Annotated in this window: 33 protein-coding genes and 2 riboswitches; of the genes, 25 read left to right on the top strand and 8 right to left on the bottom strand. The window is 44.2% G+C overall.

Annotation, left to right across the window (positions count from 1 at the left end):
* Nucleotides 1-147, bottom strand: coding sequence for a hypothetical protein (locus tag AB1K91_RS19415; protein WP_413092290.1), 147 nt, complete (start codon nt 145-147; stop codon nt 1-3).
* A 134-nt stretch (nt 148-281) separates the two neighbouring features.
* Between AB1K91_RS19415 and AB1K91_RS19410 the strand changes: the two genes are divergently transcribed.
* Nucleotides 282-935, top strand: a complete 654-nt coding sequence (locus AB1K91_RS19410; RefSeq protein WP_413092288.1) for a DUF4097 family beta strand repeat-containing protein — start codon at nt 282-284, stop codon at nt 933-935.
* A 137-nt stretch (nt 936-1072) separates the two neighbouring features.
* On the opposite strand, the gene AB1K91_RS19405 is transcribed toward AB1K91_RS19410, so the two are convergent.
* Nucleotides 1073-2026, bottom strand: coding sequence for an L-lactate dehydrogenase (locus tag AB1K91_RS19405; protein WP_413092286.1), 954 nt, complete (start codon nt 2024-2026; stop codon nt 1073-1075).
* A 313-nt stretch (nt 2027-2339) separates the two neighbouring features.
* On the opposite strand from AB1K91_RS19405, the gene hpaB reads away from it, so the two are divergent.
* Entirely contained in the window at nt 2340-3770 is a 1431-nt protein-coding gene (gene hpaB, locus AB1K91_RS19400; protein ID WP_413092284.1) for a 4-hydroxyphenylacetate 3-monooxygenase, oxygenase component, read from the top strand.
* A gap of 35 nt (nt 3771-3805) precedes the next feature.
* Here the strand turns inward: hpaB and AB1K91_RS19395 are convergent, their stop codons facing one another.
* Both AB1K91_RS19395 and AB1K91_RS19390 read right to left on the bottom strand, forming a co-directional pair.
* On the bottom strand, nt 3806-4129 hold the full coding sequence (locus tag AB1K91_RS19395) for an AzlD domain-containing protein (protein ID WP_413092282.1): 324 nt from the start codon (nt 4127-4129) through the stop codon (nt 3806-3808).
* On the bottom strand, nt 4126-4842 hold the full coding sequence (locus tag AB1K91_RS19390; RefSeq protein WP_413092281.1) for an AzlC family ABC transporter permease: 717 nt from the start codon (nt 4840-4842) through the stop codon (nt 4126-4128). The genes AB1K91_RS19395 and AB1K91_RS19390 overlap by 4 nt, the downstream gene beginning before the upstream one ends.
* A gap of 80 nt (nt 4843-4922) precedes the next feature.
* On the opposite strand from AB1K91_RS19390, the gene AB1K91_RS19385 reads away from it, so the two are divergent.
* From AB1K91_RS19385 to AB1K91_RS19305, 17 genes are all read left to right on the top strand, one after another.
* Nucleotides 4923-5480, top strand: a complete 558-nt coding sequence (locus tag AB1K91_RS19385; RefSeq protein WP_413092279.1) for a helix-turn-helix domain-containing protein — start codon at nt 4923-4925, stop codon at nt 5478-5480.
* A 12-nt stretch (nt 5481-5492) separates the two neighbouring features.
* Nucleotides 5493-5954, top strand: a complete 462-nt coding sequence (locus tag AB1K91_RS19380) for a 2-thiouracil desulfurase family protein (RefSeq protein ID WP_413092278.1) — start codon at nt 5493-5495, stop codon at nt 5952-5954.
* On the top strand, nt 5951-6466 hold the full coding sequence (locus AB1K91_RS19375) for a DNA topology modulation protein (RefSeq protein WP_413092276.1): 516 nt from the start codon (nt 5951-5953) through the stop codon (nt 6464-6466). The genes AB1K91_RS19380 and AB1K91_RS19375 overlap by 4 nt, the downstream gene beginning before the upstream one ends.
* A gap of 77 nt (nt 6467-6543) precedes the next feature.
* Nucleotides 6544-6747: a helix-turn-helix transcriptional regulator gene (locus AB1K91_RS19370; RefSeq protein ID WP_413092274.1), complete on the top strand. Its 204-nt coding sequence runs from the start codon at nt 6544-6546 to the stop codon at nt 6745-6747.
* 1 nt (nt 6748) lies between these two features.
* On the top strand, nt 6749-7156 hold the full coding sequence (locus tag AB1K91_RS19365) for a hypothetical protein (protein ID WP_413092272.1): 408 nt from the start codon (nt 6749-6751) through the stop codon (nt 7154-7156).
* A 27-nt stretch (nt 7157-7183) separates the two neighbouring features.
* Entirely contained in the window at nt 7184-7654 is a 471-nt protein-coding gene (gene ybaK / locus AB1K91_RS19360; RefSeq protein WP_413092270.1) for a Cys-tRNA(Pro) deacylase, read from the top strand.
* Nucleotides 7655-7890: 236 nt separating this feature from the next.
* A complete protein-coding gene (locus tag AB1K91_RS19355) occupies nt 7891-8646 on the top strand; it encodes a GTP cyclohydrolase II (RefSeq protein ID WP_413092268.1) in 756 nt (251 codons plus the stop codon).
* Nucleotides 8639-9748, top strand: a complete 1110-nt coding sequence (gene ribD / locus AB1K91_RS19350) for a bifunctional diaminohydroxyphosphoribosylaminopyrimidine deaminase/5-amino-6-(5-phosphoribosylamino)uracil reductase RibD (RefSeq protein ID WP_413092266.1) — start codon at nt 8639-8641, stop codon at nt 9746-9748. Before AB1K91_RS19355 ends, ribD begins: the two co-directional genes overlap by 8 nt.
* Complete coding sequence (locus AB1K91_RS19345; RefSeq protein WP_413092264.1) at nt 9745-10314, top strand: 5' nucleotidase, NT5C type; 570 nt, start codon at nt 9745-9747, stop codon at nt 10312-10314. The genes ribD and AB1K91_RS19345 overlap by 4 nt, the downstream gene beginning before the upstream one ends.
* Before the next feature lie 160 nt (nt 10315-10474).
* Complete coding sequence (locus AB1K91_RS19340) at nt 10475-11527, top strand: tetratricopeptide repeat protein (RefSeq protein ID WP_413092262.1); 1053 nt, start codon at nt 10475-10477, stop codon at nt 11525-11527.
* 231 nt (nt 11528-11758) lie between these two features.
* Complete coding sequence (locus tag AB1K91_RS19335; RefSeq protein ID WP_413092331.1) at nt 11759-12265, top strand: TQO small subunit DoxD; 507 nt, start codon at nt 11759-11761, stop codon at nt 12263-12265.
* Nucleotides 12266-12385: 120 nt separating this feature from the next.
* Nucleotides 12386-12572: riboswitch (Lysine riboswitch) on the top strand.
* 83 nt (nt 12573-12655) lie between these two features.
* Nucleotides 12656-14149: an amino acid permease gene (locus AB1K91_RS19330; RefSeq protein WP_413092261.1), complete on the top strand. Its 1494-nt coding sequence runs from the start codon at nt 12656-12658 to the stop codon at nt 14147-14149.
* Nucleotides 14150-14311: 162 nt separating this feature from the next.
* Nucleotides 14312-15175, top strand: a complete 864-nt coding sequence (locus AB1K91_RS19325; RefSeq protein WP_413092260.1) for a DegV family protein — start codon at nt 14312-14314, stop codon at nt 15173-15175.
* A gap of 464 nt (nt 15176-15639) precedes the next feature.
* Nucleotides 15640-16194 (top strand): delta-aminolevulinic acid dehydratase, encoded by a 555-nt coding sequence (locus tag AB1K91_RS19320; RefSeq protein WP_413092259.1) that lies wholly within the window; start codon nt 15640-15642, stop codon nt 16192-16194.
* A 173-nt stretch (nt 16195-16367) separates the two neighbouring features.
* Nucleotides 16368-16472: riboswitch (SAM riboswitch) on the top strand.
* Between the two features lie 82 nt (nt 16473-16554).
* Nucleotides 16555-17520: a hypothetical protein gene (locus tag AB1K91_RS19315; protein WP_413092258.1), complete on the top strand. Its 966-nt coding sequence runs from the start codon at nt 16555-16557 to the stop codon at nt 17518-17520.
* 140 nt (nt 17521-17660) lie between these two features.
* Nucleotides 17661-18218: a cysteine hydrolase family protein gene (locus AB1K91_RS19310; protein ID WP_413092256.1), complete on the top strand. Its 558-nt coding sequence runs from the start codon at nt 17661-17663 to the stop codon at nt 18216-18218.
* A gap of 220 nt (nt 18219-18438) precedes the next feature.
* Nucleotides 18439-19905: an alanine/glycine:cation symporter family protein gene (locus tag AB1K91_RS19305; RefSeq protein WP_489686339.1), complete on the top strand. Its 1467-nt coding sequence runs from the start codon at nt 18439-18441 to the stop codon at nt 19903-19905.
* A 256-nt stretch (nt 19906-20161) separates the two neighbouring features.
* Here the strand turns inward: AB1K91_RS19305 and AB1K91_RS19300 are convergent, their stop codons facing one another.
* The 3 genes from AB1K91_RS19300 to AB1K91_RS19290 are packed head-to-tail and all read right to left on the bottom strand — an operon-like array spanning nt 20162 to nt 21327.
* Nucleotides 20162-20575 (bottom strand): MerR family transcriptional regulator, encoded by a 414-nt coding sequence (locus AB1K91_RS19300; RefSeq protein WP_413092254.1) that lies wholly within the window; start codon nt 20573-20575, stop codon nt 20162-20164.
* Nucleotides 20576-20591: 16 nt separating this feature from the next.
* Nucleotides 20592-20987, bottom strand: a complete 396-nt coding sequence (locus AB1K91_RS19295) for a cupin domain-containing protein (protein ID WP_413092252.1) — start codon at nt 20985-20987, stop codon at nt 20592-20594.
* Between the two features lie 4 nt (nt 20988-20991).
* Entirely contained in the window at nt 20992-21327 is a 336-nt protein-coding gene (locus AB1K91_RS19290) for a carboxymuconolactone decarboxylase family protein (protein ID WP_413092250.1), read from the bottom strand.
* Nucleotides 21328-21613: 286 nt separating this feature from the next.
* Here AB1K91_RS19290 and AB1K91_RS19285 point away from each other — a divergent pair, with 286 nt between their 5' ends.
* From AB1K91_RS19285 to AB1K91_RS19270, 4 genes are all read left to right on the top strand, one after another.
* On the top strand, nt 21614-22129 hold the full coding sequence (locus AB1K91_RS19285; RefSeq protein WP_413092248.1) for a DoxX family protein: 516 nt from the start codon (nt 21614-21616) through the stop codon (nt 22127-22129).
* A gap of 117 nt (nt 22130-22246) precedes the next feature.
* The gene (locus AB1K91_RS19280) at nt 22247-22531 is read left to right on the top strand and encodes a hypothetical protein (protein WP_340082585.1); all 285 of its coding nucleotides are present in this window, start codon (nt 22247-22249) and stop codon (nt 22529-22531) included.
* A 14-nt stretch (nt 22532-22545) separates the two neighbouring features.
* Nucleotides 22546-22935: a hypothetical protein gene (locus tag AB1K91_RS19275; RefSeq protein WP_413092246.1), complete on the top strand. Its 390-nt coding sequence runs from the start codon at nt 22546-22548 to the stop codon at nt 22933-22935.
* 491 nt (nt 22936-23426) lie between these two features.
* Nucleotides 23427-24083, top strand: a complete 657-nt coding sequence (locus AB1K91_RS19270) for a FusB/FusC family EF-G-binding protein (protein WP_413092244.1) — start codon at nt 23427-23429, stop codon at nt 24081-24083.
* Between the two features lie 20 nt (nt 24084-24103).
* On the opposite strand, the gene AB1K91_RS19265 is transcribed toward AB1K91_RS19270, so the two are convergent.
* Nucleotides 24104-24547, bottom strand: coding sequence for an Lrp/AsnC family transcriptional regulator (locus tag AB1K91_RS19265; RefSeq protein WP_413092242.1), 444 nt, complete (start codon nt 24545-24547; stop codon nt 24104-24106).
* Between the two features lie 122 nt (nt 24548-24669).
* On the opposite strand from AB1K91_RS19265, the gene AB1K91_RS19260 reads away from it, so the two are divergent.
* Together AB1K91_RS19260 and AB1K91_RS19255 are read left to right on the top strand one after the other, a co-directional pair.
* Nucleotides 24670-25107 carry a carboxymuconolactone decarboxylase family protein gene (locus tag AB1K91_RS19260; protein ID WP_413092241.1) on the top strand — a complete coding sequence of 146 codons (438 nt, stop codon included), beginning with the start codon at nt 24670-24672 and terminating at the stop codon, nt 25105-25107.
* 61 nt (nt 25108-25168) lie between these two features.
* Nucleotides 25169-25678 carry a GNAT family N-acetyltransferase gene (locus AB1K91_RS19255; RefSeq protein WP_413092239.1) on the top strand — a complete coding sequence of 170 codons (510 nt, stop codon included), beginning with the start codon at nt 25169-25171 and terminating at the stop codon, nt 25676-25678.
* The last annotated feature ends 95 nt before the right edge of the window (nt 25679-25773 follow it).

Raw genomic sequence — 25773 nt, 5'->3', positions numbered from 1 at the left:
TTACTTTTCTTCATCATCAAATGCCTGCTTAAGAAGATAACCAATACCCAACCCAATCAAGACACCAGGAAATGCATGATCAATAAGCAGTCCCACACCAGCTCCGACAATGACACATCCATAAATGACTGCATCTCCTCTCTTCACTATTTAACCTCCTGCCTCTTTTGTCCTCTATTTTTAGTTTACAAAATGACGTTACGTCAATTTCAAGGGGATTTTTTTAATTGAAGCTGACGCAAGGTCATTTTTTATAATGAAAAAGTAAAGGGGGGCACCTTATGAAGATTAGATACTTGATAAGCTTGATCCTTGTCATTTTTTTATGCGGTTGCCAATCTGCTCCGACAGAAGATTATCGGCAGTTACCTGTGGAGGGCGTGGAGCGAATTGACGTAGATTTTGGCAGTACGCATACAACTGTTGTTCAGACTGATGTGGAGGAGATGGAAATGATCCTGCATCTGGACGACAATGGACCTGGTTTGCAGGTTGACGCAGTGCAGAAGAGCATTTCTGTATCATTAGGCAGTGATATAAGAAGGTTATTTTCGCGTGACAAACCAAGGCTTGAAATACGGCTACCAGCATCCTATGAGGGGAGATTGGTAATGAAAGGGTCGTCTGGGGATTTGGAAGTCGATGAACTACACACAAAAGGTTTAGAAATTGATAGCAGCAGTGGAAATCTGACGCTTACTGCTTTAACAGTTCAAGGGGATGTTTCCATTAAAACGACAAGCGGCGCAGTCAAGCTGGGCTTGCAAACCGAGCCAAATGCAATGTTCCAGCTTTCATCAAACAGTGGCAGAAGATCGATTGCTTATCCGCTCAAGGAAAGGAACGAGACCAGAAAAGAAACGGCAGGAAAGAGCGGAAGTGGTGATCACCATGTCATAATTGACACGGCCTCCGGAAATATCTCAATAAAGTGAAATTATCAAGACTGCTTAAGTAACTTCATCCAGATGGAAAGCCCAATCATCAAGTGAGAAGTAATTGGACACTGGTTAAGAAAATAAAAAATGATAAAGAGCGAGGACATCAAACGACGTCCTCGCTAAAAAAGTGATCATACAAATGTCTGAAAGGCAGATTCCACGGTATTTCGGAGGACATCGGCACTATGCTTGAACTGTTCCTTTTCCTTCTCGTTCAAAGGCAGCTCCAATACCTGCTGTGCACCTTTACGACCGATAATTGTCGGAACACCGATGTAGACATCTTTCTCCCCATATTCACCATCGAGATATGCTGTTACTGGCAGGATGGCTTTTTCATCACCCAGGATAGCTTGTGTGACGCGGACAAGACTCATCGCGATACCATAGTAAGTTGCGCCTTTTTTCTCAATAACCTGGTAAGCAGCATCTCGTACATTCACGTAAATCTCATCCAAGTCTTCTATTTTATATTTACTGTCTGTCTGCATCATTGTCGCAAGCGGAATACCGCCGATTGTTGCTTGGCTCCAGACTGGCAGCTCTGTATCGCCATGCTCTCCGATCATGTGCGCCTGTACATCATGCGGAGCAACCCCGAAGTATTCGCCAAGCGTATAGCGAAGGCGGCTGGAATCCAAGGTCGTCCCGCTGCCGATGACACGTTCTTTGGGAAGGCCGCTGAATTTCCAAACCGCATGTGTCAAAACATCAACCGGGTTCGTTGCGATCAGGAAGATGCCATCGAAGCCGCTAGCCATGACTTCGTCTACAATGCCTTTGAAGATTTTGACGTTTTTGCTGACCAAATCAAGTCTTGTTTCCCCAGGCTTTTGATTGGCACCGGCTGTGATGCAGACGATATCGGCATCTTGGCAGTCAGCGTACGTGCCATAGCTGATTTTTGTCGGACGAGGGGCGAATGCTTGACCGTGATTCAGATCCATTGCATCGCCCATCGCCTTATTTTCATTTAAATCAATAATCACCAGTTCATCCACGATATTCTGATTAAGCAGTGCGAACGCATAACTGCTTCCTACGAATCCCGCACCGATTAAAGCTACTTTATTGATTCTTTCCATGTAGATCATCACCTTTGTTATGATTAATAATATGTGAATAACTTCACATTCTTTATGTTTATATTGTGCAATACTTCACAAACTTTATCAAGTCCTTTGCTTTGAATAATTTGTGAACGATTGGAATATTCTTCGTTGAGGGGGGTTCGCATGTTCACGATACTGTTTGCTTTCGGTATCTTCATCTTGATCGTCTTCTTTGCAGCAATACGCACAATGATAGAGAGAAGGAAGGGAGATTAACAGCACTAGTATTTGCGTGGGAAGAACAGGTTATCCATTTGGGGTAACAAAATGTCGGGGGTGGAAATGCATGTCTGTAAGAACTGGAGAGGCTTATCTTGCTGGTATTGATGCAATGGGTAATAAAGTACTTAGCGGCAAAACAATCATTAAAAAACCTCTTTCCAAGCATGCTGCATTCCGGGGCGTAATGCGTACGCAAGCGGGATTGTATGATTTGCAGCATGATGCTGCATATATGGATGTACTGACCTATACCGATCGTGATTCAGGGGAGCGTTACGGGCTTTCTTTCCTGAAACCGGAAACAAGGGAGGATTTGACACGACGGAGCGGTATGATCAAATGCTGGGCGGAGCAGACACATGGGATGATCGGCCGCAGCCCGGATTATATGAATACAGTACTGATGGCGCTGGCTGCTTCTGCTGATTTATTGGAAGGGAAAGAAAATTGCTTTCCCGATCATCTGCGAAGCTATTATGAATATGTGAAGACGCATGATTTGACAATGACTCATACATTCATCGATCCTCAAGTGAACAGAGGGGACTTTTATTTTGAACAGAAAGACGAGCCGATTGCTGCAAAAATCGTCGAGCGTAATGCCGAAGGGATCATTATTCATGGGGCGAAGCTGTTAGCTACACAAGGCGGCATTACGGATGAACTCGTCGTGATGTCATCAGCTGGTTTCGAGCAAGATAGAGGCTTTGGGTTTGCTATTCCGAGCAATGCAGATGGTCTGACCTTCGTAGCACGGGAGTCATTCGCTGGCGGGAAAAGTAAAACTGATTACCCGCTCAGTGCACGGTATGAAGAAATGGATACGATAGTGTTGTTTGACAAAGTCCTTATTCCTTGGGAGCGGATTTTCTACTATGATAATGTCGCAGTGGCAAACACCTTTAAAAATGAGAGCAGTTTCGCAGCGTTCGGTTTACATCAGGTGCTGATCCGCCGGATAGCAAAGCTGGATTTCACCATTGGCATGGTTCAGTCTTTAATAGAAGAAATAAATATCGCGGAATACCAGCATGTACGAAAGAAGGCAGCAAAACTGGTTATCTTGTCAGAAGTTCTTCAATCGCTGCTGCAACAGGCAGAAGCTGGGGCAGCACCTGATCGGTTGGGGACATTTTGTCCAGACTTGAAACCGCTCCAGGTTGCGTCTACTATATTTGCCCGTAAATATATTGAGATTGCACCGATGATCCAGCAGCTGGGGGCGAGCGGGCTGATGAGCATCCCGCCGGTTCAGGCGTTCAAATCGGAAAAAGGAGGGAAATTGAACCATTACCTGCAGGGTGCAACGAAACAAGGGGAGGATCGCGTCAAGCTGTTCCGGCTGGCTTGGGACTTTGCTATGTCATCCTTCGGCGCGAGGGAGTCTTTATATGAATATTTCTTTTTTGGAGATCCAGTTCGGCTGATCAGCCAATTTTACGGTTCGATTGACTTCAAGCCATATAAAGAGAAGGTAGTCGATTTACTGTCATGAAAAGGCCTTTATCCTTAGGATGAAGCCTTTTTGAATTAAAGCAGATTCCGGTACATTGCCATCAGCAATACGCCTATGATAACTGTCATGGAGAGGCTGCGAGTCTTACCTGCGATAAAGGCAGTCGGCAGCAGGATCAACAGTACCGGCCAATCGAAGGAGAGCTTATCTTCTTGTTGAATGAGGACATTTTCGATTACCAATGCCGTCAAAATACAGACAGGTACAAAGGATAGCCATTTCATCACCACATCGGGCAGTCGTATGCTGCGTACCAGCATGAACGGCATGATCCTTGGAATAACCGTGACAAGGGCGGAAAGAACAATGACTGCAAACACCATGATGTCCATACTCATTTATCCAGCACCACTCCAAGTGAAGCACCGATGACAGTGGCAATGATGACAGCGACATATGCAGGGAACAAGAGTGATAATCCAATCATGGTAATAATCATGCAGATGATCAAGATAACATAAAGCATCCATTTCGATGCGGACACGTGCTCGAGCTGTAAGAATAGCAGACCAAGGAACATAGCGGGCAAAGCAAAATCCAATCCCAAAGTTTCCGGATTTGCAATCCACTTTCCGCTTAGTGCCCCGAGTATACAGGATAGGTTCCAGCAAATATATGCCGTCAGATTCAGGCCGTGCATCCATTCAGCGGTTAAACTTCCTGACTGTTTCAGCTTGGTGGTGGCAACACCAAAGGATTCATCCGTCATGAATATGCCGATTCCTATGTTATGCAGAAACGATTCTCTGGTAAAATGAGGTGCAAGGGCAGCACTCAATAAAAAATTACGCAAATTGATGATGAAAGCGGAAAAGACGATAGCAGATATAGGGCTGCCTGCCAAAAGCAAAGCACAGATGGCGAATTGTGCGGCACCTGCATAAACAAATGCGGAAAGCAGTGTGATTTCCAGTATCGTTAATTGAGAAGCTGTACCGACAATGCCGAATGCAATGCCGACACTGATATAACCGAATAATGTAGGCAGACAATCTCTGAAACCTTGGACAAACGTCAGTGATGTTTTTTTGCCGACTGAAGCTGAAATCATGTCTCTCCTCCTTTTTTCGTTATATTATACATATGTATGTTATATTGAACAATCATTTTTCTGAAAAAAGGAGTGATTCAATGGAAGAACTGAATAAGATCATAGCTGACAACCTTGCCAGCTTACGTAAGAATCGCAATCTTAGCCTTGATAAGACGGCAGAGCTGACAGGAGTCAGCAAAGCAATGCTGGCGCAAATCGAAAAAGGAAAATCCAATCCAACCGTCTCTACACTGTGGAAAATCGCCAATGGCCTGCAAGTATCCTTTTCCTATTTCATGAAGGAAGAGACAGCCACCTTCGTTAAGATACAAAAGGAAGACGTCTCCCCGATCGAAGATGAAGCAGGAGGCTATCGGGTATTTCCTTATTTCAACTTTCAGCCGGATACGAAATTCGAGATTTATACGGTGGAATTGGAGCCGGGCTGTATACACGGAGCAAAAACCCATCTGGGCAAGGAATATCTGCTTGTACGGGAAGGAGATCTGACGGTTTCCTTGGATGGACAAAAACATCAGCTGAAAACCGGTGATGCACTGCAATTCTCTGGAAGCATGCTGCACAGCTATGAAAATAAAGCAGCAGATACGGTCAGCTTTTTCTTGCTTATGTATTATCCTGAACCAGAACTGTAAGGGGGAATCACTATGATCATGGTAAGTGCATGCCTGGCAGGTAAACCTGTCCGTTATAATGGATCACCAGCGACAGATACAATGGTGGAACAGCTGATTGCACAGAAAAAAGCGATCAGCGTATGCCCTGAATTGCTTGGCGGTTTTATGACGCCAAGGGAACCAGCTGAAATCATCGGCGGGAATGGGTATGATGTCTTGGATGGAAAAGCAAAAGTCGTCGAGCTCTCGGGTACAGATGTTACCAGTATGTACATAGAAGGTGCAGCGAACGCCTTAGCCATCGCTAAAGAGCAAAATGTGGAGTTGGTTGTATTAAAGGAAAACAGTCCGTCATGCGGCAGCTCTGTCATTTATGACGGTACTTTTCAAGGGCAGAAGCAGACTGGTGTAGGAGTGACGACAGCTATGTTCAGGAGGGCAGGCATCCGTGTCATTTCCGAAGCAGAGCTGGAGCAGGAAATAGAAAGATGAAGAAAATTGCCATAGTCGGTTCCGGCGGTTCGGGGAAGTCTACTTTGGCTAGGAAGCTCGGTCAGATTGTACATATGGAAGTATGGCATTTGGACGCGATACTTTGGAAGCCGGGCTGGACACTCACTCCGAGAAAAGAACAAGAGCAGATTCAGTCACAATTAGTAAGCAGGGATACGTGGATCATCGATGGCAACTATAATGGCACCTTGGATATACGGCTGAAGGCAGCTGATACGATCATTTTTCTGGATATGCCGCGAATTCTATGTTTGTACCGTGTGCTGAAAAGAAGGATGATGCATCATAATCGTTCCCGGCCCGATATGCAGGAGGGATGCAAGGAAAAAATCGATATGGAATTCCTGAAATGGGTTTGGCAATTTCCAGCGGACAAACGCCAAAACCTGCTGGATAAGCTTGCGCAACTAGAACAGGACAAGCACATTATCATATTGAAAAGCCGTCGGGAAGTGAAGAGATTTTTAGAAAAAATAAAAGACCAGGTGTAAAGTAACCTTTACACCTGGTCTCTTTTGGTATATGTTGTATGTAAAGGTACCTTTACATATGGATGGAGCAGTTACAGATGAAAGTAATTAATCGAGTAAGGGAGTTACGGCAACAACGTTCGATTACCCAAGTGAAAATGGCAGAAGATTTGGCTATTACACGCCAGACAATCAATGCGATCGAGAAAGGAAAGTACAATCCCAGTTTGGAGCTTGCTCTTCGGATGCTTGCATATTTTGATGTGCCGATGGAACAGCTCTTTTATTTGAAGGAGGAATAAAATGCGAAAGATGAAGAAGCGTTACGAATTGCTGATCTATGTTTTTATCACGCTCTGCTGTTTTGTGGGTTTAGGACTGGGAGTAGAGCTTGCTGGGGGACAGCTGCCATTGGGTAGTGACTTGCTTTTCATTATCCTGGCCGGGATTATCGGGGGGATTGGATTTCCGATGCTGCTCAGTTGGTTCAAGCGTAAGCAACGGGAGCCGGATATGGATGAACGCACCTTCCGGATGATGAAAGATTATCTGCTGGGTGCTTTCGTAGTTGTATCGCTTCTTTCAGGGGTTTTATTACTTGTGCTTGCCGGAATCGGCTACAATACGATTGAGCTCGGATTGATTGCGGTTTATGGAGGGGCCATCGTCATCCTTATGACAGCAGGGTTATTTGTTGTGAAACGGTTCTAATCATCTAGGAAGAAAGGAAGGCAATCCATGGAATACAAAACCAATGTCATGCGCCTGCTTGACCAAAAGAAAATACCATACGAATCATACAGCTATGCGGATACCGATGCTATCAGCGGAACAGAAGTGGCTGAGGTACTGGGTGAGAATCCGGCTCAGGTGTTCAAAACACTTGTCACGGTCAGTAAATCGAATCAGCACTATGTATTTGTCATTCCGGTCGGGAAAGAACTCGATTTGAAGCGAGCTGCAGCGAGTGTAGGGGAGAAATCGGTTCGGATGCTGCCGGCAAAGGAATTACTGCCGCTTACGGGCTACGTACACGGAGGCTGTTCACCTATAGGCATGAAAAAGGTTTTCCGCACCGTTGTGGATGAAAGTGCTTCGGAATTTGAGACCATCATCTTCAGTGCTGGTAAAATCGGCTATCAGGTAGAGATCACCTTGCCTGATCTGAGCAGGATTTTACCTCATACAATAACTTCACTAAGCGAATAGCAAAAAGGTTCCAGCTTCATCAAGAAGCCGGAGCTTTTTAATTTTCCCTTTTCCTAAAACGGTGTATAGTTAGCACAAGACACTGGTATCTTTTTTACACTAAATCACCTATATGTGCCTACTTCTAAGATGCTGTCTGTCATACTATGATGGATGAAGTCATAAGGATATGGGCGAAACTGGGCCTACATAAATTCAGTGGTTTTACGCACACTGATAAAAAAGGAGAAAGATGGATGACAGAAATGAAATTAGAGTCGAAAGCCGTTTCGATTTTGAAAGATAAGATTGCACTTATCCCGAGTGCAGAAGGAGCTATTTATCTTGTCGGACCAATCAAACTGCCTGTGAACCTTTATGGGGAAACGGTCACGTTCCAATGGTACTGCTGGTTGAATTGCGATGAAGTAGCCAAGGACTATGAAAAAATCATTGATAAGCTGTCTGACATGAACCTGGCGGAAATGCAGCAATCCAGTGTATTGGTATATGGTGATTTTGCCGAAGCTGAGGATGCTTTGATACGGATGCATTCGATTTGCCATACAGGCGATATTTTCGGCAGCAAACGCTGTGACTGCGGTTTCCAGCTAAAGCAATCCATGCAAAGGATCGTGGAGCACGGTACAGGCGCATTATTCTACTTGGCAAACCATGAAGGACGCGGAATAGGTTTGTTCAGCAAAGCAATGGCTTATATCTTACAGGAAAATGGCTACGATACGGTAGAGGCGAATGAAAGCCTCGGTTTTGTGGATGATTCCCGTGACTATAGCGATGCCATTCAAGTGCTGAAGACGCTCCGTACGAAGCCTGTTACACTCATGACGAATAACCCTAAAAAACTTGCAGCGATGGAGCAGGCAGGAATGCAGCTGTCCGGTCGATCAGCACTATGGGGTGATGTATCGGAATTCAACGAGAAATACCTTAAGACAAAAATTGTCCGATCAGGTCATCTCGGGGATGAGGAGATCTGCAGCAATGACTGATCACAACTTCTATATGGACTTGGCCTTGCAAAACGCCAAGGCGATGAAAGGGCAGACCGATCCGAATCCGTTGGTAGGCTCTGTGATTGTGAATGACAATCATATCGTCGGCATCGGCACGCATCTGAAAGCCGGGGAACCGCATGCCGAGATTCATGCTATCCGGATGGCGGGAGAGAAAGCGAAGGGCGGGACGATTTATGTCACGCTCGAGCCTTGTTCCCATCATGGTCGGACCGGACCTTGTGCAGTGGCAATCAAAGAGGCAGGATTAAAAAGAGTGGTCATTGCCACGCTGGATCCGAATCCAGTGGTTGCTGGCAATGGGGTGAAAATTCTTGAAGAAGCTGGAATTGAAGTGATCATCGGCGTGCGCGAGGAAGAGTCCCGTAAGATGAACGAGGTTTTCAATAAGTTCATCGTCGAGAAAAAGCCGTTTATGACCTTGAAAGCAGGCACAACATTAGACGGAAAAATTGCTACCCACACACTTGATAGTAAGTGGATCACATCTGCTGATTCCAGACAGGACGTCCATCAGCTGCGCAATGAGCATATGGCAATCCTGGTCGGTGTGAATACGGTTATAGAAGATGATCCGGAACTGACAGCCAGAATTCCGAATGGACGGAATCCAATCCGTATCATCCTGGACTCCAGTTTGCGAATCCCAATGGACGCCAAGGTGATCACCGATAAGCTGGCAGACACTTGGGTTTTCGCAAGTCAGCAAGCGGACGATGAAAAAGAGAAGGTGCTTTTGTCACTAGGCATAAAAGTCTTTCGGACAAGCGGATCAAGCCGCGTGGATGTGAAGGAAGTGGTCGAGATATTGGGCGAGCAGCTAGTCTCTTCCGTTTTGATTGAAGGGGGCGGCAGCATCCATGCCTCATTCTTGGAAAACCACTTGGTTGATAAAGCAGTTCTTTACTTCGCGCCGAAATTAATCGGCGGAAAGGATGCACCAACCTTCCTGGAAGGTACTGGTTTTGCTAAAATGGCTGATGCAGTGGAATTGACCGATACAGATATTATCAAAATCGGACAAGACTTCAAGTTTATCGGCTACCCGCGCTATGATAGAGGGGAAAAGAAACAATGAAATTCGGCTTCGACATTGACGATACACTGATTAATTTGCGTGAGCATGCCTTTCATATTTATAACAGGAAATTGAATCAAAAGATTCCAATCGAAGCGTTTCATAAACTTCAACGTGTCGAAATCCACGAACCATTCGGGCTGACAGAAGAACAAGGGTCCCAAATGTGGAATTCCACTTTGGAAGAAATCTATTATACTACGTGCCCGCCATTTCCAGATGCTGTCGAGCTATTGCAAGAACTGGAAGAGGACGGTCATGAAATCTATTATATTACTTCAAGACCGAAGGAGCATGGAGAAAGAACAATGGAGTGGCTACGTGCCCTCGGCTTTCCCATCAAGGAAAATCAGTTCTTCTACGGTATGCAGGATCATGAAAAGGTGCATATCATCAAAGAATTGGCACTTGATTATTACTTCGATGATAAGCCAGACGTATTAAACACGCTGCTTGAAGAATCTACAACCAGAGTGTTTGTAAAAGATCAATCGTATAATCGACTTGTCGAGCTGCCTAGAATAGTCGATTTATCGGAAATAAAGGAAATTATACACAGTAAATAAAAGATTGACGGTGAGAATCCGTCAATCTTTTTTTGCTTTCTGCAAAACAGGAGGAAATTCCCAGTTGATGGAGAAGTATAGTATATAGAAAATTTTGATAAAATGATGCTTGAAAATTATGGTAAAATAAAGATGCATAAGTAATGAGGGAGGAGTGACTATGGGCCTGGTTTTATCGGTTGATGATAAGACATTTTGGGAGCTGCTTCATGACTTCTATAATGTGATGAAACTGGAAAAACAAAGTGAGGCTGCCATTCTGGCAGAGACAATTGGTACGATGAGAAATGATATTGAATCGGAGGAAGTCCTGGCTGCAGCCGATTTGCTGATTATACGCTATCAGGTAATGTTGGGTGAAGTGGGAACTGCGATGGAGCTTTTGGAGCAGTTCGAAGCACGCAGTCATGATTTGTCTCGGCAGAATGCATACTTTTATCATTACTTCAAAGGACAGATACTTTTCAAAAAGAAAAGATGGAAAGAAGCAATCCGCTATTATGAACATGCAGAGAATTACATAACAGATGATGATGAGAAAGCGGATTTCTACTATAAGCTGGCCAATGCATATTATCGAACCTATATTCCGGCCCTTTCAGCACTGAATACAACAAAAGCACTGGCCTTTGCAACACATCACAAACAGCAGCTGCATCTGGCCAAGTGTAAACTGCTGCTCGGATTGAACCATTTGGAAATCCGGAATTTCGATCAGGCGGAGAATTATTTGCGTGAGGCGCTCGATTGTCAGCCTGGACCACATGAAACGTCCCTCGATTTAACGTCAATGGTGCACCACAATCTAGGCTTGCTTTGTTTAGTGCAGCATTTATTCGATGAAGCAGTCAACTACTTCGAAAAAGCTGTCTACGCTGATCCTTGCACGCATTATATGAAAAGCCTTTACTATCTGTCAGAATCGCTTTTCCGCGCGAATCGCATTCAGGATGCCATGTACTACTACCATCTGGGGTTTGCCAAGAGTAAAAAAAATCAAGACATGCATTATCAATGGGCATTCGCTATGCTGCATAAGCAATTTGTCGACTGTGAAAGTTTCGAAGCAGTTTGGACGCAGGGCATAGCCTATTATGAATCAAGTGGTGAGAGAAGCAGTGTACAATATTATAGTTTGCGCATGGCAGAATATTATACACATAGAGGAGAAGACGAGAAGGCAAATCATTATTATCGGCTTGCCGTGCAGTAAACCTATTTTATCTGACAGGATATATCGCCTGTTACCTAAGAATCATAAAAAACCAGCATCTGTATATATAGTGTCAAACTAGGTAATATACTAAAAAACTTTCAAAATTATTACTATTCTATTAAGTTTCGTATATAAATATTCCGTCTTTGGTTTTTCCTCTTATACTAGAGCTGTGGAGGTGCCGATCCACATCGGTTTACAACTTTGGCAGCGATGGGAGAGGAAAGAATTATGATCGGCAATTTACGGCAAAGCAAGGGAGCAGCAGTCGTTTTCTTCGTGATCAGATTGTATCTTGGGTACACATTCCTGTCAGCGGGCATAGGTAAGCTGATGAGCGGAAACTTTGATGCAAGTGGATTCGTCCAAGGAGCCATGGCACGCTCGGAGGCAGGTGTCATCCAGGGATGGTGGGGAGATTTCCTCGAAACTATCGTCCTTCCGAATGCAGGGATATTCAGCTTCCTTGTCATGTGGGGGGAAACACTGGTCGGATTGGCGCTGCTACTTGGTGCTTTCACAGGATTTGCAGCTTTAATGGGGATTTTGATGAATATCTCATTCCTATTGAGCGGAGCCTTCACCCAGAATCTGATAATGATCATCCTGGCGATAGTGCTGCTAGTTGGCGGTGCAAATGCTGGCCGGATTGGCATTGATAACTGGATCATGCCATCCCTGCGCAACAAAGGTCACAACGGGAATGCCAGCAACAGCAAGAGACAGCTTATATGATAAAGGAAAACACGCGTCTAGGCGCGTGTTTTTCAAGATGTCATAATTTCTTGTTGAAATATACGGATGTGTGTAGTACAGTTAAATGAGTTTTTCAATTGCATACAAATCCTCATCATTTGATGAGGTAGAGGTTGCGGCTGTTAAAAGTACAGACTGGGAGATCGGGAGAGATCGTCGATCAGGCTGGAAAGGAATAGCTGCCGAAGCCAAATGGATTCTCCAATCCTTCTGGCTGGGCCTGTACTCGAATAGGGGCAGGACTGTCACGTCAGTAGCAAAGCTGGCGTGTTGCGCTATCTTTGTGAGAATGATGCTGTTTATAAGTAAAGGCCGTTCGGATAGAGCAAGCTATCCGGGACGGTCTTTTTTCGTATCTATAGCGCAACTGTGCAAGAACAGAGAGGGGAAAAGAAAGTGGGCAACCGAAACAACAAGAAACAAACGGGCTTACGCAGGGAACTGAAAGCCCGTCATCTAGGGATGATCTCCCTTGGCGGTACCATTGGAACAGGATTATTCCTGGCCAGCGGAGGTGCTATTAGTGAGGCAGGACCAGGGGGCGCTTTACTTGCATACGCGCTGATTGGCTGCATGGTGTTCTTCTTGATGACAAGCTTGGCGGAAATGGCAGCATTCATGCCGGTATCCGGAAGCTTCAGCACATATGGATCACGTTTTGTCGATGAATCATTTGGATTCGCACTCGGCTGGAACTATTGGTTCAACTGGGCCATCACAATTGCAGCTGAGCTCGTCGCCGTAACATTGATCATGGGATTCTGGTTCCCTGATACACCATCGTGGATCTGGAGTGCCATTAGTCTTATCATCATGTTCTTATTGAATTATATTTCTGTTAAAGGCTTCGGTGAATCCGAATATTGGTTCGCTTTGATTAAAGTCGTTACCGTCATCGTCTTCATCATTATCGGTGTACTGATGATTTTTGGCATCCTTGGTGGTGATTCACCTGGATTCTCCAACTTCAAGGTCGAAGACGCGCCATTCAATGGCGGCTTTCTTGCCTTGCTTGGTGTGTTCATGGCAGCGGGCTTTTCCTTCCAAGGAACAGAATTGCTTGGTGCAGCAGCCGGTGAAGCGGATAATCCTAGACAATCCATTCCGAAGGCGATACGTTCTGTCTTCTGGCGGATTCTTTTGTTTTACATTTTGGCTATCTTCGTTATCGGGATGCTCATTCCTTACACAACGGAAAGCCTGGCAAGTGATGATGTCCGTCTGAGCCCGTTCACACTCGTGTTCGAGAAAGCTGGAATCGCTTTTGCAGCATCAGTCATGAACGCAGTCATCCTGACTGCTGTCCTGTCTGCCGGTAACTCTGGCATGTACGCAAGCACACGGATGCTTTGGAACTTGGCGAAAGAAGGGAAAGCACCTGCATTCCTTGGTAAGCTGAACAAAAACGGCGTACCAGTAAACGCGTTGATCGCTACGACAGCAGTAGGATGCGTAGCCTTCCTGACATCCTTCTTCGGAAATGGTGTCGTGTACACCTGGCTTTTGAACGTATCCGGTATGGCCGGCTTCATCGTCTGGGTCGGTATTGCTGTCAGCCATTACCGATTCCGTAAAGCATACATTGCCCAAGGAAACGATGTCAAAGACCTGCCATACACAGCTAAATTCTACCCGGTAGCGCCGATACTTGCCTTTGTGCTATGTATCATTGTCATCATCGGTCAAAGTTTCTCTGCTTTCACAGCAGATGGTGTTGATTGGGGCAGCTTGATTGCGTCCTACATCGGTATTCCAGTCTTCCTGCTTTGCTGGATTATCTTTAAAGTGAAAAAGAAAACGAAGGTGTACAAGTTGGAGGAAGTCGATTTGACGACTCCATCACATGAAACTGCACCTGAATAAGTAAAGCTGCCGAGAGATCGGCAGCTTTTTTTATAAAACCTTTTCAAAGAATCGAACAGCTGGACATTTATTTCGTTTGATTGCTTCATTTTATGACTTATTTCCTAATCTTTTTGTATCTTTATTTCATATAGCCGTTATACTGGAACTAGAGGTGAATAAATGAAAATTGCAATTGTGACAGACAGTCTTACGAATCTGCGAGAAGAGGATTTACAGCGATATCCTTTTATATATTACGCGCATTTGAATGTCATCATAAACGACACGTCCTATGTTGATTTAAAAGAGATTACAAATGATCAGCTGTTTCGGTTCATTGATGAGGGAGCGTCCTATTCTTCTTCCCTGCCTTCACCGGAGTCATTTGTCGCTTTATATGAAGATTTGCTGACTGAATATGATGTTATTATCAGCTTGCACTGCACGGAAAATGTAAGCGGTACCGTCAATTCGGCCCGTATTGCAAGAGATACAATCGAGGATGCTGGAAACAGGATCCTCGTGATTGATACCAATACGGCTTCCATCGGAGCAGAAAATATTGTCCTAAAAGTTTGTCAGCTCATGGAACAAGGTAAAACAATCGATGAAATATTGAAAGCCATCGAATTTTACCGTTCTCACAGTCAGCTGTACCTTACGATAAATGATCTGACAACGCTGGTGCGTACTGGTCGAATTTCAAAAACTGCGTCTAGGATCGGCAACTTATTGCATATAAAACCAATTGTCGGATTGGAAAACGCGAAGCTGGAAGTTATGGGAAAGGTCCGCACGAAGAAACGTTTGCTAAAATGGATGCTGGATAGATTAAAAAGCGATATAGAACAGTCTGGAAAACAGATTGTCCGAATCACACATGTGAATTCCATTGACCTTGCCACTGAGCTAAAGGATGCAATGAAAACATATGGTAATAAAGCAGAAGTATTCATCAGCAATGAAATAAGTTCTGTCATGGCCATCCACTTTGGACGAGGCGGTGTTGGCGCCAGTTGGATGCCAGCTGAATATTCGATCTAGAAATCATCAACACAGTTAATCAAGTAGATAAAAACCTCGGCAACAGTTTAGCTGTCCGAGGTTTGTTTTGCTTAGTCGTTTATTTTTTGAAGCGTGATAATTGTGAGTCTAAAACTACTTCTTTTCCGTACTTTTAAACAAGACAAATCCAATCTTTGTGAATAGATACAGTGTGAATATGATTATTAAAGTCCGGGACATTACATATCCATCACTGATACTCCATCCTTCCGAGATTAATAGATTGCTGTTAAAGCACAGCCAAAGCGCAAATAAAAGGGGGATTGCAATAAATAAGACAGCGATGGTGCGTTTTGCTTCCCAACTCATTCAGATCATCCTTTTCAAATATAATTGAAAAATGTGTTACTATCCATGTGGATATGATATTATACCATAAAATACCAACTCACTTTGTGACGGAAAGATATACTTATTGAGGAAAACCAATCCAGGAGGCAAATATGAGTAAACCGGAGTTTGTTGTCACCCTTGTTATTGGACCTGATTGCGATACTGAATCTTTAGCTATGAGATTAGCTTTGGAGTACTTTGGAGCCAGGGTTTATGTACACTATGTAGGAAGGCCGAATGATCTTGTGGAAGTGTTGTCCGGTGAGGATAGGGTTTTGGATACAAATTATCTCATACTTAATTTTCATGGAGAAGAAGGGAAATTTTGTGTTCCTGAATTAGAAAATTCGATCTATGAAGTTAATGAACCAAAAGGAAGATTCTTTGACGATGAACATGTCCGTAAATACGCAGTTGTCGAAGGGTTAAATGTGATTGGGTGTGGTTGTACTCTGGGAAAGGATTCTTTAGCCAAAGCTTTTCTAAAGAAAGGATGTAAAGCGTATATCGCCCCTGATGATTACATAGATGGAAATGCAAATTTGATGTTCGTGTTAACGTTCTTTTATGAGCTTATAAGTAACAGGAGAAGTCAAGAAGATGCATTCCAAATTGCAAGATCCATTGATTCTGAAACTAATATGTATAATAATTTTACTAACTGACAAGAAAAGCCGAAATATGAGAAGTTTAAGGCTATTTCCTAAGATATAGCTGTAACGATTGTATTACATTCTCTGGAGTAAGGTCCATTTTTGCATCCTTATTCCGAGTAATCAGATAAGGTATATTGACAATCCTTGAACAGAATGATAAACTTTCTGAAAACTGTATATGTTTCTTATCCAGAGAGGTGGAGGGATATGGCCCTGCGAAGCCTCAGCAGCAGATCTGACTACAGACACTGTGCTAATTCCATCGGTTCATAACCGGCAGATAAGATGAATAGAGGAAGCCTCTCGACGCATCTTTGTCCGAGAGGCTTTTGTATTTGTCCCGCTGCCCATTAGAAAGGGGAAGGCAACATGTTCGAATTGATTCGGGAATTGTCAAAGTACAAAGGGTACAATCAATCGTTTGTTTCACAAATCGTCGATAAAATCACACCGTTTGCGGATAAGATGCACTTCGACAGCAGGGGGAATCTTATTGTCCGTAAACATGGAGAAAAGTATACGCCCAAAATCACCTTGCTGGCAGAGGTGAAAGAAGAGATCTATGTGGTGACATCCATTACAGAATCAGGATCGCTCGTAGCAGACGCAAATTATTTCTCCTTAACATATGTCCAAGGTCAGGCGGTTCAAGTGGAGACAAAAAATGGACTGCTGGGCGGTGTGGTTATGGCAGGTGAAGCAGAGCAACACGCCGCTGTCATCGATATCGGAGCCAACTCAGCGAATGATGCACGTGAAATGGGTGTGGAACCAGGCGACCACGTGACTTTATTCGATGACTTCTTGTATCTGGGTGATGAAGTGAGCGGCCGGGTGGTCGGGAAAGGGCTGGATAATAAGATAGCTCCGGCGATTGCCATTAAGCTTTTGCAGCAATGGGACACATCTGAAGGGGAAATCACCATCATCTTCTTTCCATTCCATAACAAAAAATATCTTGCCAGTCAGCTCGAAGGCGAAGCAGCTTTCTACATCGGGTCCGTGCCCCGTCAAAGAATCGCGCATAAGAACCGAGGGGCAATCGAACTGGGCAGTGGTGTTGCAATCAAAGTGGCAGACAAGACGATACCAATCAATCAGACGCTGAAAAATCAGCTGGTCGATTTGGCTATTGCGCATGATATCCCGTTTCAATTGGAATTCCTGTTCCGACATCGCTATAAGAAACTGTCCACTAAGATTCCGGTAAGCATCCTGAACATCCCGATCGAGCATCTGGACAAGACAACACAGGTAGTCTCGGTGAAGGATTTGGAGGATACCCATCAGCTGATCCAGACCTATCTCTGGCGGAGCAAGGAATTACAGTTCTAAGGAATATTCCCCCATTCCCGTTTGTTTTACTTTATACTGAAGTTATCAGATAAAGGAGGCGGTTCGGTATGAAACAGAGAAAACAAGCATACAAGACGCAAAGCGGGAAGGTATTAGCGAAAAACTAAGGAGAGATGTTCTTGAAGCAAGCACTACTGATTATTGACGCACAACAGGCACTGATTGACGGTGGATCGGGAGAAAGACCTGTCTATCGCAAAGAGAACCTGATTGAGCAAATCAATCTCGTAATCGGCAAAGCGCAAATGGCAGAAGCCGCTATCCTATTCGTCCGTGATACAGACGTCGCGGGAGGAGAAGGAGAGGGTTTCCAGATACATGCAGGGATTCAAGTACCGGAAGAAGCGCCGGTATTCGATAAGCAAGCAACAAATGCTTTTTACGGAACAGGTTTGCTGGAGTTTGTGAAAAAAGAAGGATTCTCCCATCTGGTCATCATGGGCTGTGAAACACAACACTGTATTGACACGGCAGTTCGTACCGCCACTGTACAAGGCATGGATGTAACCCTGGTGGCAGATGGACACTCCACGGCTGGATCGGATATTCTGCCAGCAGAGCAGATCATCCAGCATCATAATCAGATATTGCATGGACATTATAATGTGGATCATTTCTCTGTCGTACGGCAAGCTGCAGAGGATTTGTTTGCACCGATTCATGATATGTATCGTTAAGCTAAAAAGATAGCTGGGATTTTCTGATACCCCAAGCCCATAACAGGAGGGCTTGGGGTATTTTAATGTGATCATTTAAGGATAGGCTGGAACCTCTTAATTTTCCGAATAGTCAAATTTTAACGTTATATAACCTTACAACTTCCATGCATCACACCAAACGTTTCGCCATAATAAACACATATTCCATCTCAAATACATCTTTTCAGGAGGTATTCTATTGGGCTTTGAAGCTTTATTGACGAAGATCAGCGGGTATTTATGGAGTGTGCCGATGTTGATCTTCATAGCTGTTGTTGCTGGTGTTTACACGATTGCTTCCGGGTTGCTGCAGGTCAGATATTTGAAGGACATGATTGTGCATACTTTCACCGGGAAAAGTTCTGAAGCGGGTGTTTCCCCCTTTCAATCGCTTGTTATCGCACTCTCAGGCAGAGTCGGTACAGGGAATATAGCTGGTGTTGCGACAGCCATCGCAGCAGGTGGTCCGGGAGCTGTATTTTGGATGTGGTTCATTGCTTTCTTCGGTTCTGCAGCTGCTTTTGCTGAGTCGACGCTTGCCCAGATTTATAAAAAGAAAGTGGATGGAGAGTATCGTGGCGGACCAGCTTATTATGCGGAGAAAGGGCTCGGATGGAAATGGTACGGCTATATTTTCGCGGTGGTTGCAGCTGTATCAACCTGTTTATTGACTCCAGGTGTGCAGGCGAATGCAATCGCTGACAGCATGAATAATGCTTTCGGCATCGGACCAGTGATTACTGGAATTGCGCTGGTTGCTATCACAGGATACGTCATCTTTGGCGGTGTCCGCAGAATTGCCTTCTTAGCATCCTATGTTGTCCCGATCATGGCATTATTTTATTTAATTGTTGCTGCCATTGTTATCTTCGCGAATATCGAACAGGTTCCAAGTACGTTTGCGCTTATTTTCAGCAGTGCTTTCGGTGTTGATTCTGCGTTTGGCGGTATGATCGGTGCTGCCATAAGCTGGGGAGTAAAACGTGGTTTGTATTCCAATGAAGCGGGGCAGGGAACAGGAGCACAGGCAGCAGCAGCGGCTGAAGTATCCCATCCGGTAAAGCAGGGCTTGGTCCAGACGTTCTCCGTTTATATCGATACACTGCTTATCTGTACTGCGACTGCACTGATGATATTGATGACAGGCAATTACAGTGTCACAGATCCAGATGGCGGTTATATCGTCGACTATACGGATGGAATGGAAGCAGGTGCTGGATATACGCAGGTTGCTGTAGATGAGGTGCTTGGCGGATTCGGATCGCCATTTGTAGCAATTTCTTTGTTTTTCTTTGCCTTTACCACATTGGTTGCTTACTTCTACATTGCGGAAACGAATCTATTTTATATTGTCAGAGGGGAAACGAGGAAAATCTTCTCAAATATTTTGAAAGTGTTATTCCTGGCGGCGATATTCTTCGGTACTGTCCGCTCGGCAACATTAGCTTGGACATTGGCGGATATCGGACTTGGATTGATGGTCTGGGTAAACTTAATCGCTGTCATCCTGCTGTATAAACCGACAATGGCAGCGCTCAAAGACTATCAGGCACAAAGGAAGCAAGGACTTGATCCCGTGTTCCGTCCTTCGCAGGTCAATATCGAGAACGCCGAATATTGGGTGGAACGTGAACAGGAAGATGAGAAGCATAGAAAGACAATGTAGGAAGTAGAGTGTGAAATCACTGGGAAAGAGTACCCCGATCCTCAGGTTGCGGATGCCATTCATTTGAAATTAGTAGGGGAGGGAGTACGGCGCATTTGCCAGTTTGTCCATCAGTACCGAAAAGCATTGCCGGGCATATAAGCAAAAGAGAGTGGAGAGAATCAATATCTCACCACTCCTTTTTATTTCTATGCTTTTGTAAAGGAAATGTGCAGTTGATCAGAGCCTGGTTCGCTAGAGTCCCCAGTACAGACAATCAATTTCGTGCATTTTTCTTCTCAACAAACCGCTCATACAAATCCTTTTCGTCCTTGCCATCTATATACTGCGTGTACATGGCTATCTTCTCGTTCATAAGATCCAGATTGTGCTGAAACTCTGCAATCTTTGCTTCCACATTTTCTTTATGGCGGATCAATATAGCGACTAATGCCTCGTAATTATCGCTTTCTGATTCCCGAAGATTTTTGTATTTCTTCAAATCCTCCAGTGACATACCTGTCCCTTTCATATGCACGATGAATTCGGCCCATAGCCGATCATCCTCGGAGTAGACACGAATATTGCTGCCATTCCGTTTTGGCACAAGCAAGCCTTCTTTTTCATAGAAACGCAAGGTATGCTCGCTTAAATCCGTGAGTTTCGCCAATTCACCGATACGATATGTCATCGTTCATTCTCCTTATTCACAGCTTGCTGTACCACTCATCGTCGACAGGTTCCAGCCATTCTGTCTGACCAGGGGAAATAGCTAAGTGTACGAACCAGCTATCCTTTGTTGCACCATGCCAATGTTTCACATTCGCCGGTATATTCACCACGTCACCTTTTTTAAGCAGCTGGGCAGCTTTACCTTTTTCTTGGTACCAGCCTTCCCCACCGGTAACAAGAAGAACCTGACCGATTTGGTGGGAGTGCCAGTTGTTACGTGCTCCAGGTGCAAAAGTGACATTACCGATTGGGGCATCGATAGGATCTCTATCCATATAAATCATGTTTAAGTACGCATCACCAATGAAATTATCTTCCACTTTGTTTCCTAATTCGAAGATAGTGCTGTTGCTTAAATTTTCTTTTGTCATATTTTTATCCTTCTTTCTTATTTTCATCAAAGATTTTCTTGGCGAGGTTAAATGCTGACCAAGCTTTCGGCCATCCAGCATAAAAGGCTAGATGCGTGATCACTTCCGCAACCTCTTCTTTTGTTAAGCCATTTACTTTTGCTCTCTGGAGATGAGGAGTCAGCTGTTCCATATTTCCGCCTGCAAGCAGGGCAGAAACAGTAATCAAACTGCGATCACGCGGTGATAACTCCTGTTCCCTCGACCAGACCTCACCAAAAAGAACATCATCATTCAGTTCGGCGAATTTCGGAGCAAAATTCCCTAACAAATCCCGTCCAGCTGTTTGTTTTTCTGCCATTTCCATTCTCCTTTCCGCGATTCAATTAAGTATCTTCTTTTTTACGCTACACCTTAGAGTCGACTCTAGGTCAAGTGCACATTGCTTACATCGTTAAAACTGCATTTCATGCTGTGTCACAAATTTGTTAAAGAGTTATTGCTATTTTGTGAAAACGTTCACAAAATTAAGCGCAATCTCCTATTTTCGCTTATACTACAAGTGTAGAAGGAAAAGCGCTAATCCCTCTCAATCTTATATGTGAAATGTTTAACAAACTATTCTCATGGATGGAGTGTGGAAGAAAATGATCATACAGTGGATTCGAAACAGTAAAACTGCGGCTGGGCTTTGGACAATTATCCGGATTTATCTTGGGTATGCGTGGCTTACTGGCGGACTCGGTAAACTGACCGGCGGTGGATTTGATGCTAGCGGCTTCCTGCAAGGAGCAGTGGCACAAGCAGGCGGGGAGCATCCAGCAGTACAAGGCTGGTGGGCGGTCTTCCTGGAACAAGTAGCTTTGCCGAATGCCGGACTGTTCAGCTTCCTTGTCATGTGGGGAGAGATACTTGTCGGAATTGCACTCATTCTCGGAGTCTTTACCAACTTCGCCGCTCTCATGGGCATTACGATGAATTTTGCCTTCCTCTTCAGCGGCACTGTCAGTACAAATGCACAGATGGTCTTGCTTACGATCTTCTTGCTAGTCGCTGGAGCCAATGCCGGACGCTATGGACTCGACCGCTGGGTGCTGCCATATTTAAGAAATCACTATCCAAAACATACACCGAGAACACCGACGAAGCCGGTTGCTTCTTAAAGATTTTATGACCTACTGCCATCAAGCAGTAGGTTTTTTGCTGAATAATGCAACTTCATGCGTTGTTTTTCGTACAATTAGTATACTTTCCTTTATGAGGAAAAGAATGGAGGATATATGATGGTCTTACTTTTAGATGTATTCAATCTTATGCTGCTGTCTTCTTTGACAGGTACTTATGAAGAAGACGATATCCAGCACAATATCGAACAACTGCGAAAAACAGAATGGTTCCAGCAATATCTGAAACAGCAGCCATACCGTGATTTGCTCATCTATGATAAAGATGTCCGAAAGGTGATAGGGAAGCTGAATGGTAAAAAGCTTGCCAAGAATCCTCAACGACAAGCTTATCAGCGTATCGTCACAAGAGCATTGCAACGGAAAATCATCGTTTCTTAAGAAAGCAGGTACTTATGACAAATCTACAGGTGACAGGCATAGCATCATGTGGCAACTCTCCTAAAAGCGAGCTTATCCGTCAGCTGACGATTGCCGCATTCCAACAACAGTACCAACAGTTAGAGAAACTACTTGCTCCTGATTGCAAATTGGAAATAGCCGGGGCGGAAGCATATATTGGAAGTGCCACCATCGTGCCAATGCTTTCTTCTTTAGAGGGTGTCACAGCAGTACATATTGCCAATGCTTTCACCCACGGTAAGCAAGGAGCCGTGAATGGCTTTTTCAAGATGGATACACAGTCGTATGCATTTGCAGTTATTTTTACTTTTGCAAGTGCAGGAAAGAATGCGAAGGTGCAGTCCATTTCTTGCTATGTGACAAAAACGAGGAACCAATCGTAGAGGCTGGTTCCTCGCTTTATTTGGTACCTAAGCTATCGGGTGCTGAAAGTATTGTAATGCATTGGTTCTCATACAAAGGAGTTTTATATGTTTGGCTTACTTGACTTGATTCTTACTTACATCGAAATTATTTTGTACCTTGTCGCCCTCCCCGCCATTTACTACGTGATAAAATTATTGCGCCAGATCGAGGAGAATACGAGGAATAAATAGTACATACCAACCTATTGCGCATCAGCAATAGGTTTCTTTTATAACGTCAACTGTTGCAGTCATGCTCTTTCTTGGATATTCTGGGAGTGGAGGTGATACCTGATGGCAATTGAGACGAATGCTCATGCGTCAGAATTTGTAACAGCTCATGCAAAGCCTATTGGGAAAGGCGATACTTTGTGTGAGGAGACTGTCTACTAATCGCCAATGTATCCTTTTCTGTCCGGGCTTTGCACTTATCTAAAGCATATTGAAAAAGATAAGGGAGCGAACAGGAAATGGATAAACAAAAAAACAATGAACAAGCATTTATTCGGAATGACCAATATAATTTCATCGCAAAACAGGTATCTCATATCATCAATGCCCATGCCACGGTGAACCATGCAGATACACTGGATGGAGTGAAGCTCCATGCCTTCTCGAAAGTAGAGGAGATGCTGCCAGAAATGACGGAGGCACAAGAAACGCTTTTGAACCGTCTGCTGGAGATAGAGGAGGAAATGGAAGCACAAGCCTTTCTATCAGAGCTGAAGCAGTATGTCATCCCATTTCGAAAAGTGTCTAAAAAGACAGTGGAGAAGCTATTCCCGAAAGCGAAGAAGCTGCAGATGCCGGATTTGGATGCGCTGGATTTCCAAAGGCTGTCGTACATCGGCTGGTTCGACACACGGGCGCATAAGCAGCACTTGATCGTCGAGTATCAAGGCAAGCTGAAAGGCATTTCCGGCGTCTTCGATGACAGCAGCACACAAGGCATTTGTTCTTTGTGTAACAGCCTTGGTGATGTCGGCTTGTTCGTCACACGGGTCAAGAGCGGGAAAGAGACCTATGTGAATAGGGGAAACTATATATGCAAGGACAGCCAAAGCTGTAATGAACACCTGATGGATCTAGGGAAAGTGGAGACATTCCTGAACCATCTGTTTCAGTAACGGACAAAGAGCAGACAACTTTAGTCTGCTCTTTGTTTATGTGCATTGATTTCCACTTGTGAAAAGATGAAATGCGTCACAGTCGTTGCAAAAGACGCAATCGAATCAATAAACTCTTCCACTTGGGCAAAGCTCCCGAATCGCATCTTCATCATGAAACAGGCATTGCCCGCAATGCGATAACAGAAATCGACATTATCCAAAGTGGCGATATGGGCTTTGAACGCTTTGTAATTACCATTCTTCATCGTCGCTTCAATGATGCACTGAACCGGCTGACCTAGTCCTTCGTAATCAATTTCCAGCGTATACTTTTTTATAACCCCGAATGCCTCCATCTGCCGTACACGTTCCGTGACAGATGGGGGAGACAGATTCACCCGCCTGCTGAGTTCACTCATCGACAGCCGGCTATTCGCCTTCAACTCAGCCAAAATTCTCCTATCGGTATCGTCTATTTTCATTTTTAAGACATCCTCGCTAAAGTAGTTAAGAAGCAAAAGTTATAGTCGCCAAACTCCTTTAAATCTATATGTAATCGAGCAAAATGATTATTTATATTAAATATATCCAAGGAGGAGACAACATGACAAGAATAAGTAAATCGAAATTTGGGAAAACAAGCTTTCAAAAATTATTAGGCCATAATCTCAGCATCATGACAGCATGGTCTGAGCTATCCGACATTTTAGAGAAAAACGTCAGGTTATCAGCAAGCTTGAAGGAACAAGTAAGGCGCACACTTGCTCAATCCAACGAATGCGCCTACTGCAAAGCGAAGGGCAAGCCGGATGAAGCTATCTTTGATGAGAAAACATCTGTTGCTGTCGGGTTCGCGACCGTCTTCCAACATCATGCCAAAGGCAATATTCCGGATTCGGCTTTTGACATTCTGGAGGAATATTTCACGGAAGCAGAAATCAGTGAATTATGTGCTTTTATTTGCTTTACAACGGCGCAGCAGTATTTTGGGGCGATGATGAAGCTGGAAGCTGACGAGAAAGATGCAGAAACCCATGCCTGATCATCGTCATATTGCTATAATCTAATTGTTAAAACCTGTCATTTCGAAAGGGGAGGCAATCATGATCCATATAGCATTGGCAATTCCAGAACATGTTGCAGGCATAGCCAAAGTTTGCACAGATGGCTATTGGGCCACGTACAGGGAAACACACTCCGAGAGATACATCCTAGGGATAATAGAAGAATTTTACAATCACGACCGAATTCTAAAAGAAGTAACCGAGACAAGCAGACACTGGGGAGGATACTTTGTTGCGCTGGAAGAAGGGTACGTGATTGGCGCAATCGGCGGCGGAATGATCGAGGAAGGCGCCGGGGAAGTGTTCGTGCTGTATCTGGATCCTGATCGACGAAATGAAGGGATAGGCACGAAATTATTGGATGCCCTTACCAAACAGCAAAAGGAACAGTTTGACGCTTTGGAACAATGGGTATCTGTAGCAAGGGGAAATCAAAAAGGCATTCCTTTTTATGAAGCAAAAGGGTTTACCGCCCAGCATGAACAAGCTGGCTATCATGAAGTGGATGGAGAACGGTATACATCTGTGAGATATAAACGGCATATATAAGTGAAAGACCAGCCTAAAGTGAACTGCACCCCAAAAGTTAGAGTAACACTAACTTTTGGGGTGCTTTATTATGGTTAAATATAGTCAAGAATTTA

The sequence above is a fragment of the Terribacillus jepli genome, assembly GCF_047228925.1.
In the GTDB taxonomy this organism is placed as follows: Bacteria; Bacillota; Bacilli; order Bacillales; family Amphibacillaceae; genus Terribacillus.
The sequence above is the reverse complement of the archived record's forward strand: the minus strand, read 5'-3'. Positions and strand labels throughout refer to the sequence as shown.

Bases quoted from the DNA above. Each gene is read 5' to 3' on its own strand.
- AB1K91_RS19410 (WP_413092288.1), top strand. From the start codon at position 282: ATGAAGATTAGATACTTGATAAGCTTGATCCTTGTCATTTTTTTATGC.
- AB1K91_RS19405 (WP_413092286.1), bottom strand. From the start codon at position 2,026: ATGGAAAGAATCAATAAAGTAGCTTTAATCGGTGCGGGATTCGTAGGA.
- hpaB (WP_413092284.1), top strand. From the start codon at position 2,340: ATGTCTGTAAGAACTGGAGAGGCTTATCTTGCTGGTATTGATGCAATG.
- AB1K91_RS19395 (WP_413092282.1), bottom strand. From the start codon at position 4,129: ATGAGTATGGACATCATGGTGTTTGCAGTCATTGTTCTTTCCGCCCTT.
- AB1K91_RS19390 (WP_413092281.1), bottom strand. From the start codon at position 4,842: ATGATTTCAGCTTCAGTCGGCAAAAAAACATCACTGACGTTTGTCCAA.
- AB1K91_RS19385 (WP_413092279.1), top strand. From the start codon at position 4,923: ATGGAAGAACTGAATAAGATCATAGCTGACAACCTTGCCAGCTTACGT.
- AB1K91_RS19380 (WP_413092278.1), top strand. From the start codon at position 5,493: ATGATCATGGTAAGTGCATGCCTGGCAGGTAAACCTGTCCGTTATAAT.
- AB1K91_RS19375 (WP_413092276.1), top strand. From the start codon at position 5,951: ATGAAGAAAATTGCCATAGTCGGTTCCGGCGGTTCGGGGAAGTCTACT.
- AB1K91_RS19370 (WP_413092274.1), top strand. From the start codon at position 6,544: ATGAAAGTAATTAATCGAGTAAGGGAGTTACGGCAACAACGTTCGATT.
- AB1K91_RS19365 (WP_413092272.1), top strand. From the start codon at position 6,749: ATGCGAAAGATGAAGAAGCGTTACGAATTGCTGATCTATGTTTTTATC.
- ybaK (WP_413092270.1), top strand. From the start codon at position 7,184: ATGGAATACAAAACCAATGTCATGCGCCTGCTTGACCAAAAGAAAATA.
- AB1K91_RS19355 (WP_413092268.1), top strand. From the start codon at position 7,891: ATGACAGAAATGAAATTAGAGTCGAAAGCCGTTTCGATTTTGAAAGAT.
- ribD (WP_413092266.1), top strand. From the start codon at position 8,639: ATGACTGATCACAACTTCTATATGGACTTGGCCTTGCAAAACGCCAAG.
- AB1K91_RS19345 (WP_413092264.1), top strand. From the start codon at position 9,745: ATGAAATTCGGCTTCGACATTGACGATACACTGATTAATTTGCGTGAG.
- AB1K91_RS19340 (WP_413092262.1), top strand. From the start codon at position 10,475: ATGGGCCTGGTTTTATCGGTTGATGATAAGACATTTTGGGAGCTGCTT.
- AB1K91_RS19325 (WP_413092260.1), top strand. From the start codon at position 14,312: ATGAAAATTGCAATTGTGACAGACAGTCTTACGAATCTGCGAGAAGAG.
- AB1K91_RS19320 (WP_413092259.1), top strand. From the start codon at position 15,640: ATGAGTAAACCGGAGTTTGTTGTCACCCTTGTTATTGGACCTGATTGC.
- AB1K91_RS19315 (WP_413092258.1), top strand. From the start codon at position 16,555: ATGTTCGAATTGATTCGGGAATTGTCAAAGTACAAAGGGTACAATCAA.
- AB1K91_RS19300 (WP_413092254.1), bottom strand. From the start codon at position 20,575: ATGACATATCGTATCGGTGAATTGGCGAAACTCACGGATTTAAGCGAG.
- AB1K91_RS19295 (WP_413092252.1), bottom strand. From the start codon at position 20,987: ATGACAAAAGAAAATTTAAGCAACAGCACTATCTTCGAATTAGGAAAC.
- AB1K91_RS19290 (WP_413092250.1), bottom strand. From the start codon at position 21,327: ATGGCAGAAAAACAAACAGCTGGACGGGATTTGTTAGGGAATTTTGCT.
- AB1K91_RS19285 (WP_413092248.1), top strand. From the start codon at position 21,614: ATGATCATACAGTGGATTCGAAACAGTAAAACTGCGGCTGGGCTTTGG.
- AB1K91_RS19280 (WP_340082585.1), top strand. From the start codon at position 22,247: ATGATGGTCTTACTTTTAGATGTATTCAATCTTATGCTGCTGTCTTCT.
- AB1K91_RS19275 (WP_413092246.1), top strand. From the start codon at position 22,546: ATGACAAATCTACAGGTGACAGGCATAGCATCATGTGGCAACTCTCCT.
- AB1K91_RS19270 (WP_413092244.1), top strand. From the start codon at position 23,427: ATGGATAAACAAAAAAACAATGAACAAGCATTTATTCGGAATGACCAA.
- AB1K91_RS19265 (WP_413092242.1), bottom strand. From the start codon at position 24,547: ATGAAAATAGACGATACCGATAGGAGAATTTTGGCTGAGTTGAAGGCG.
- AB1K91_RS19260 (WP_413092241.1), top strand. From the start codon at position 24,670: ATGACAAGAATAAGTAAATCGAAATTTGGGAAAACAAGCTTTCAAAAA.
- AB1K91_RS19255 (WP_413092239.1), top strand. From the start codon at position 25,169: ATGATCCATATAGCATTGGCAATTCCAGAACATGTTGCAGGCATAGCC.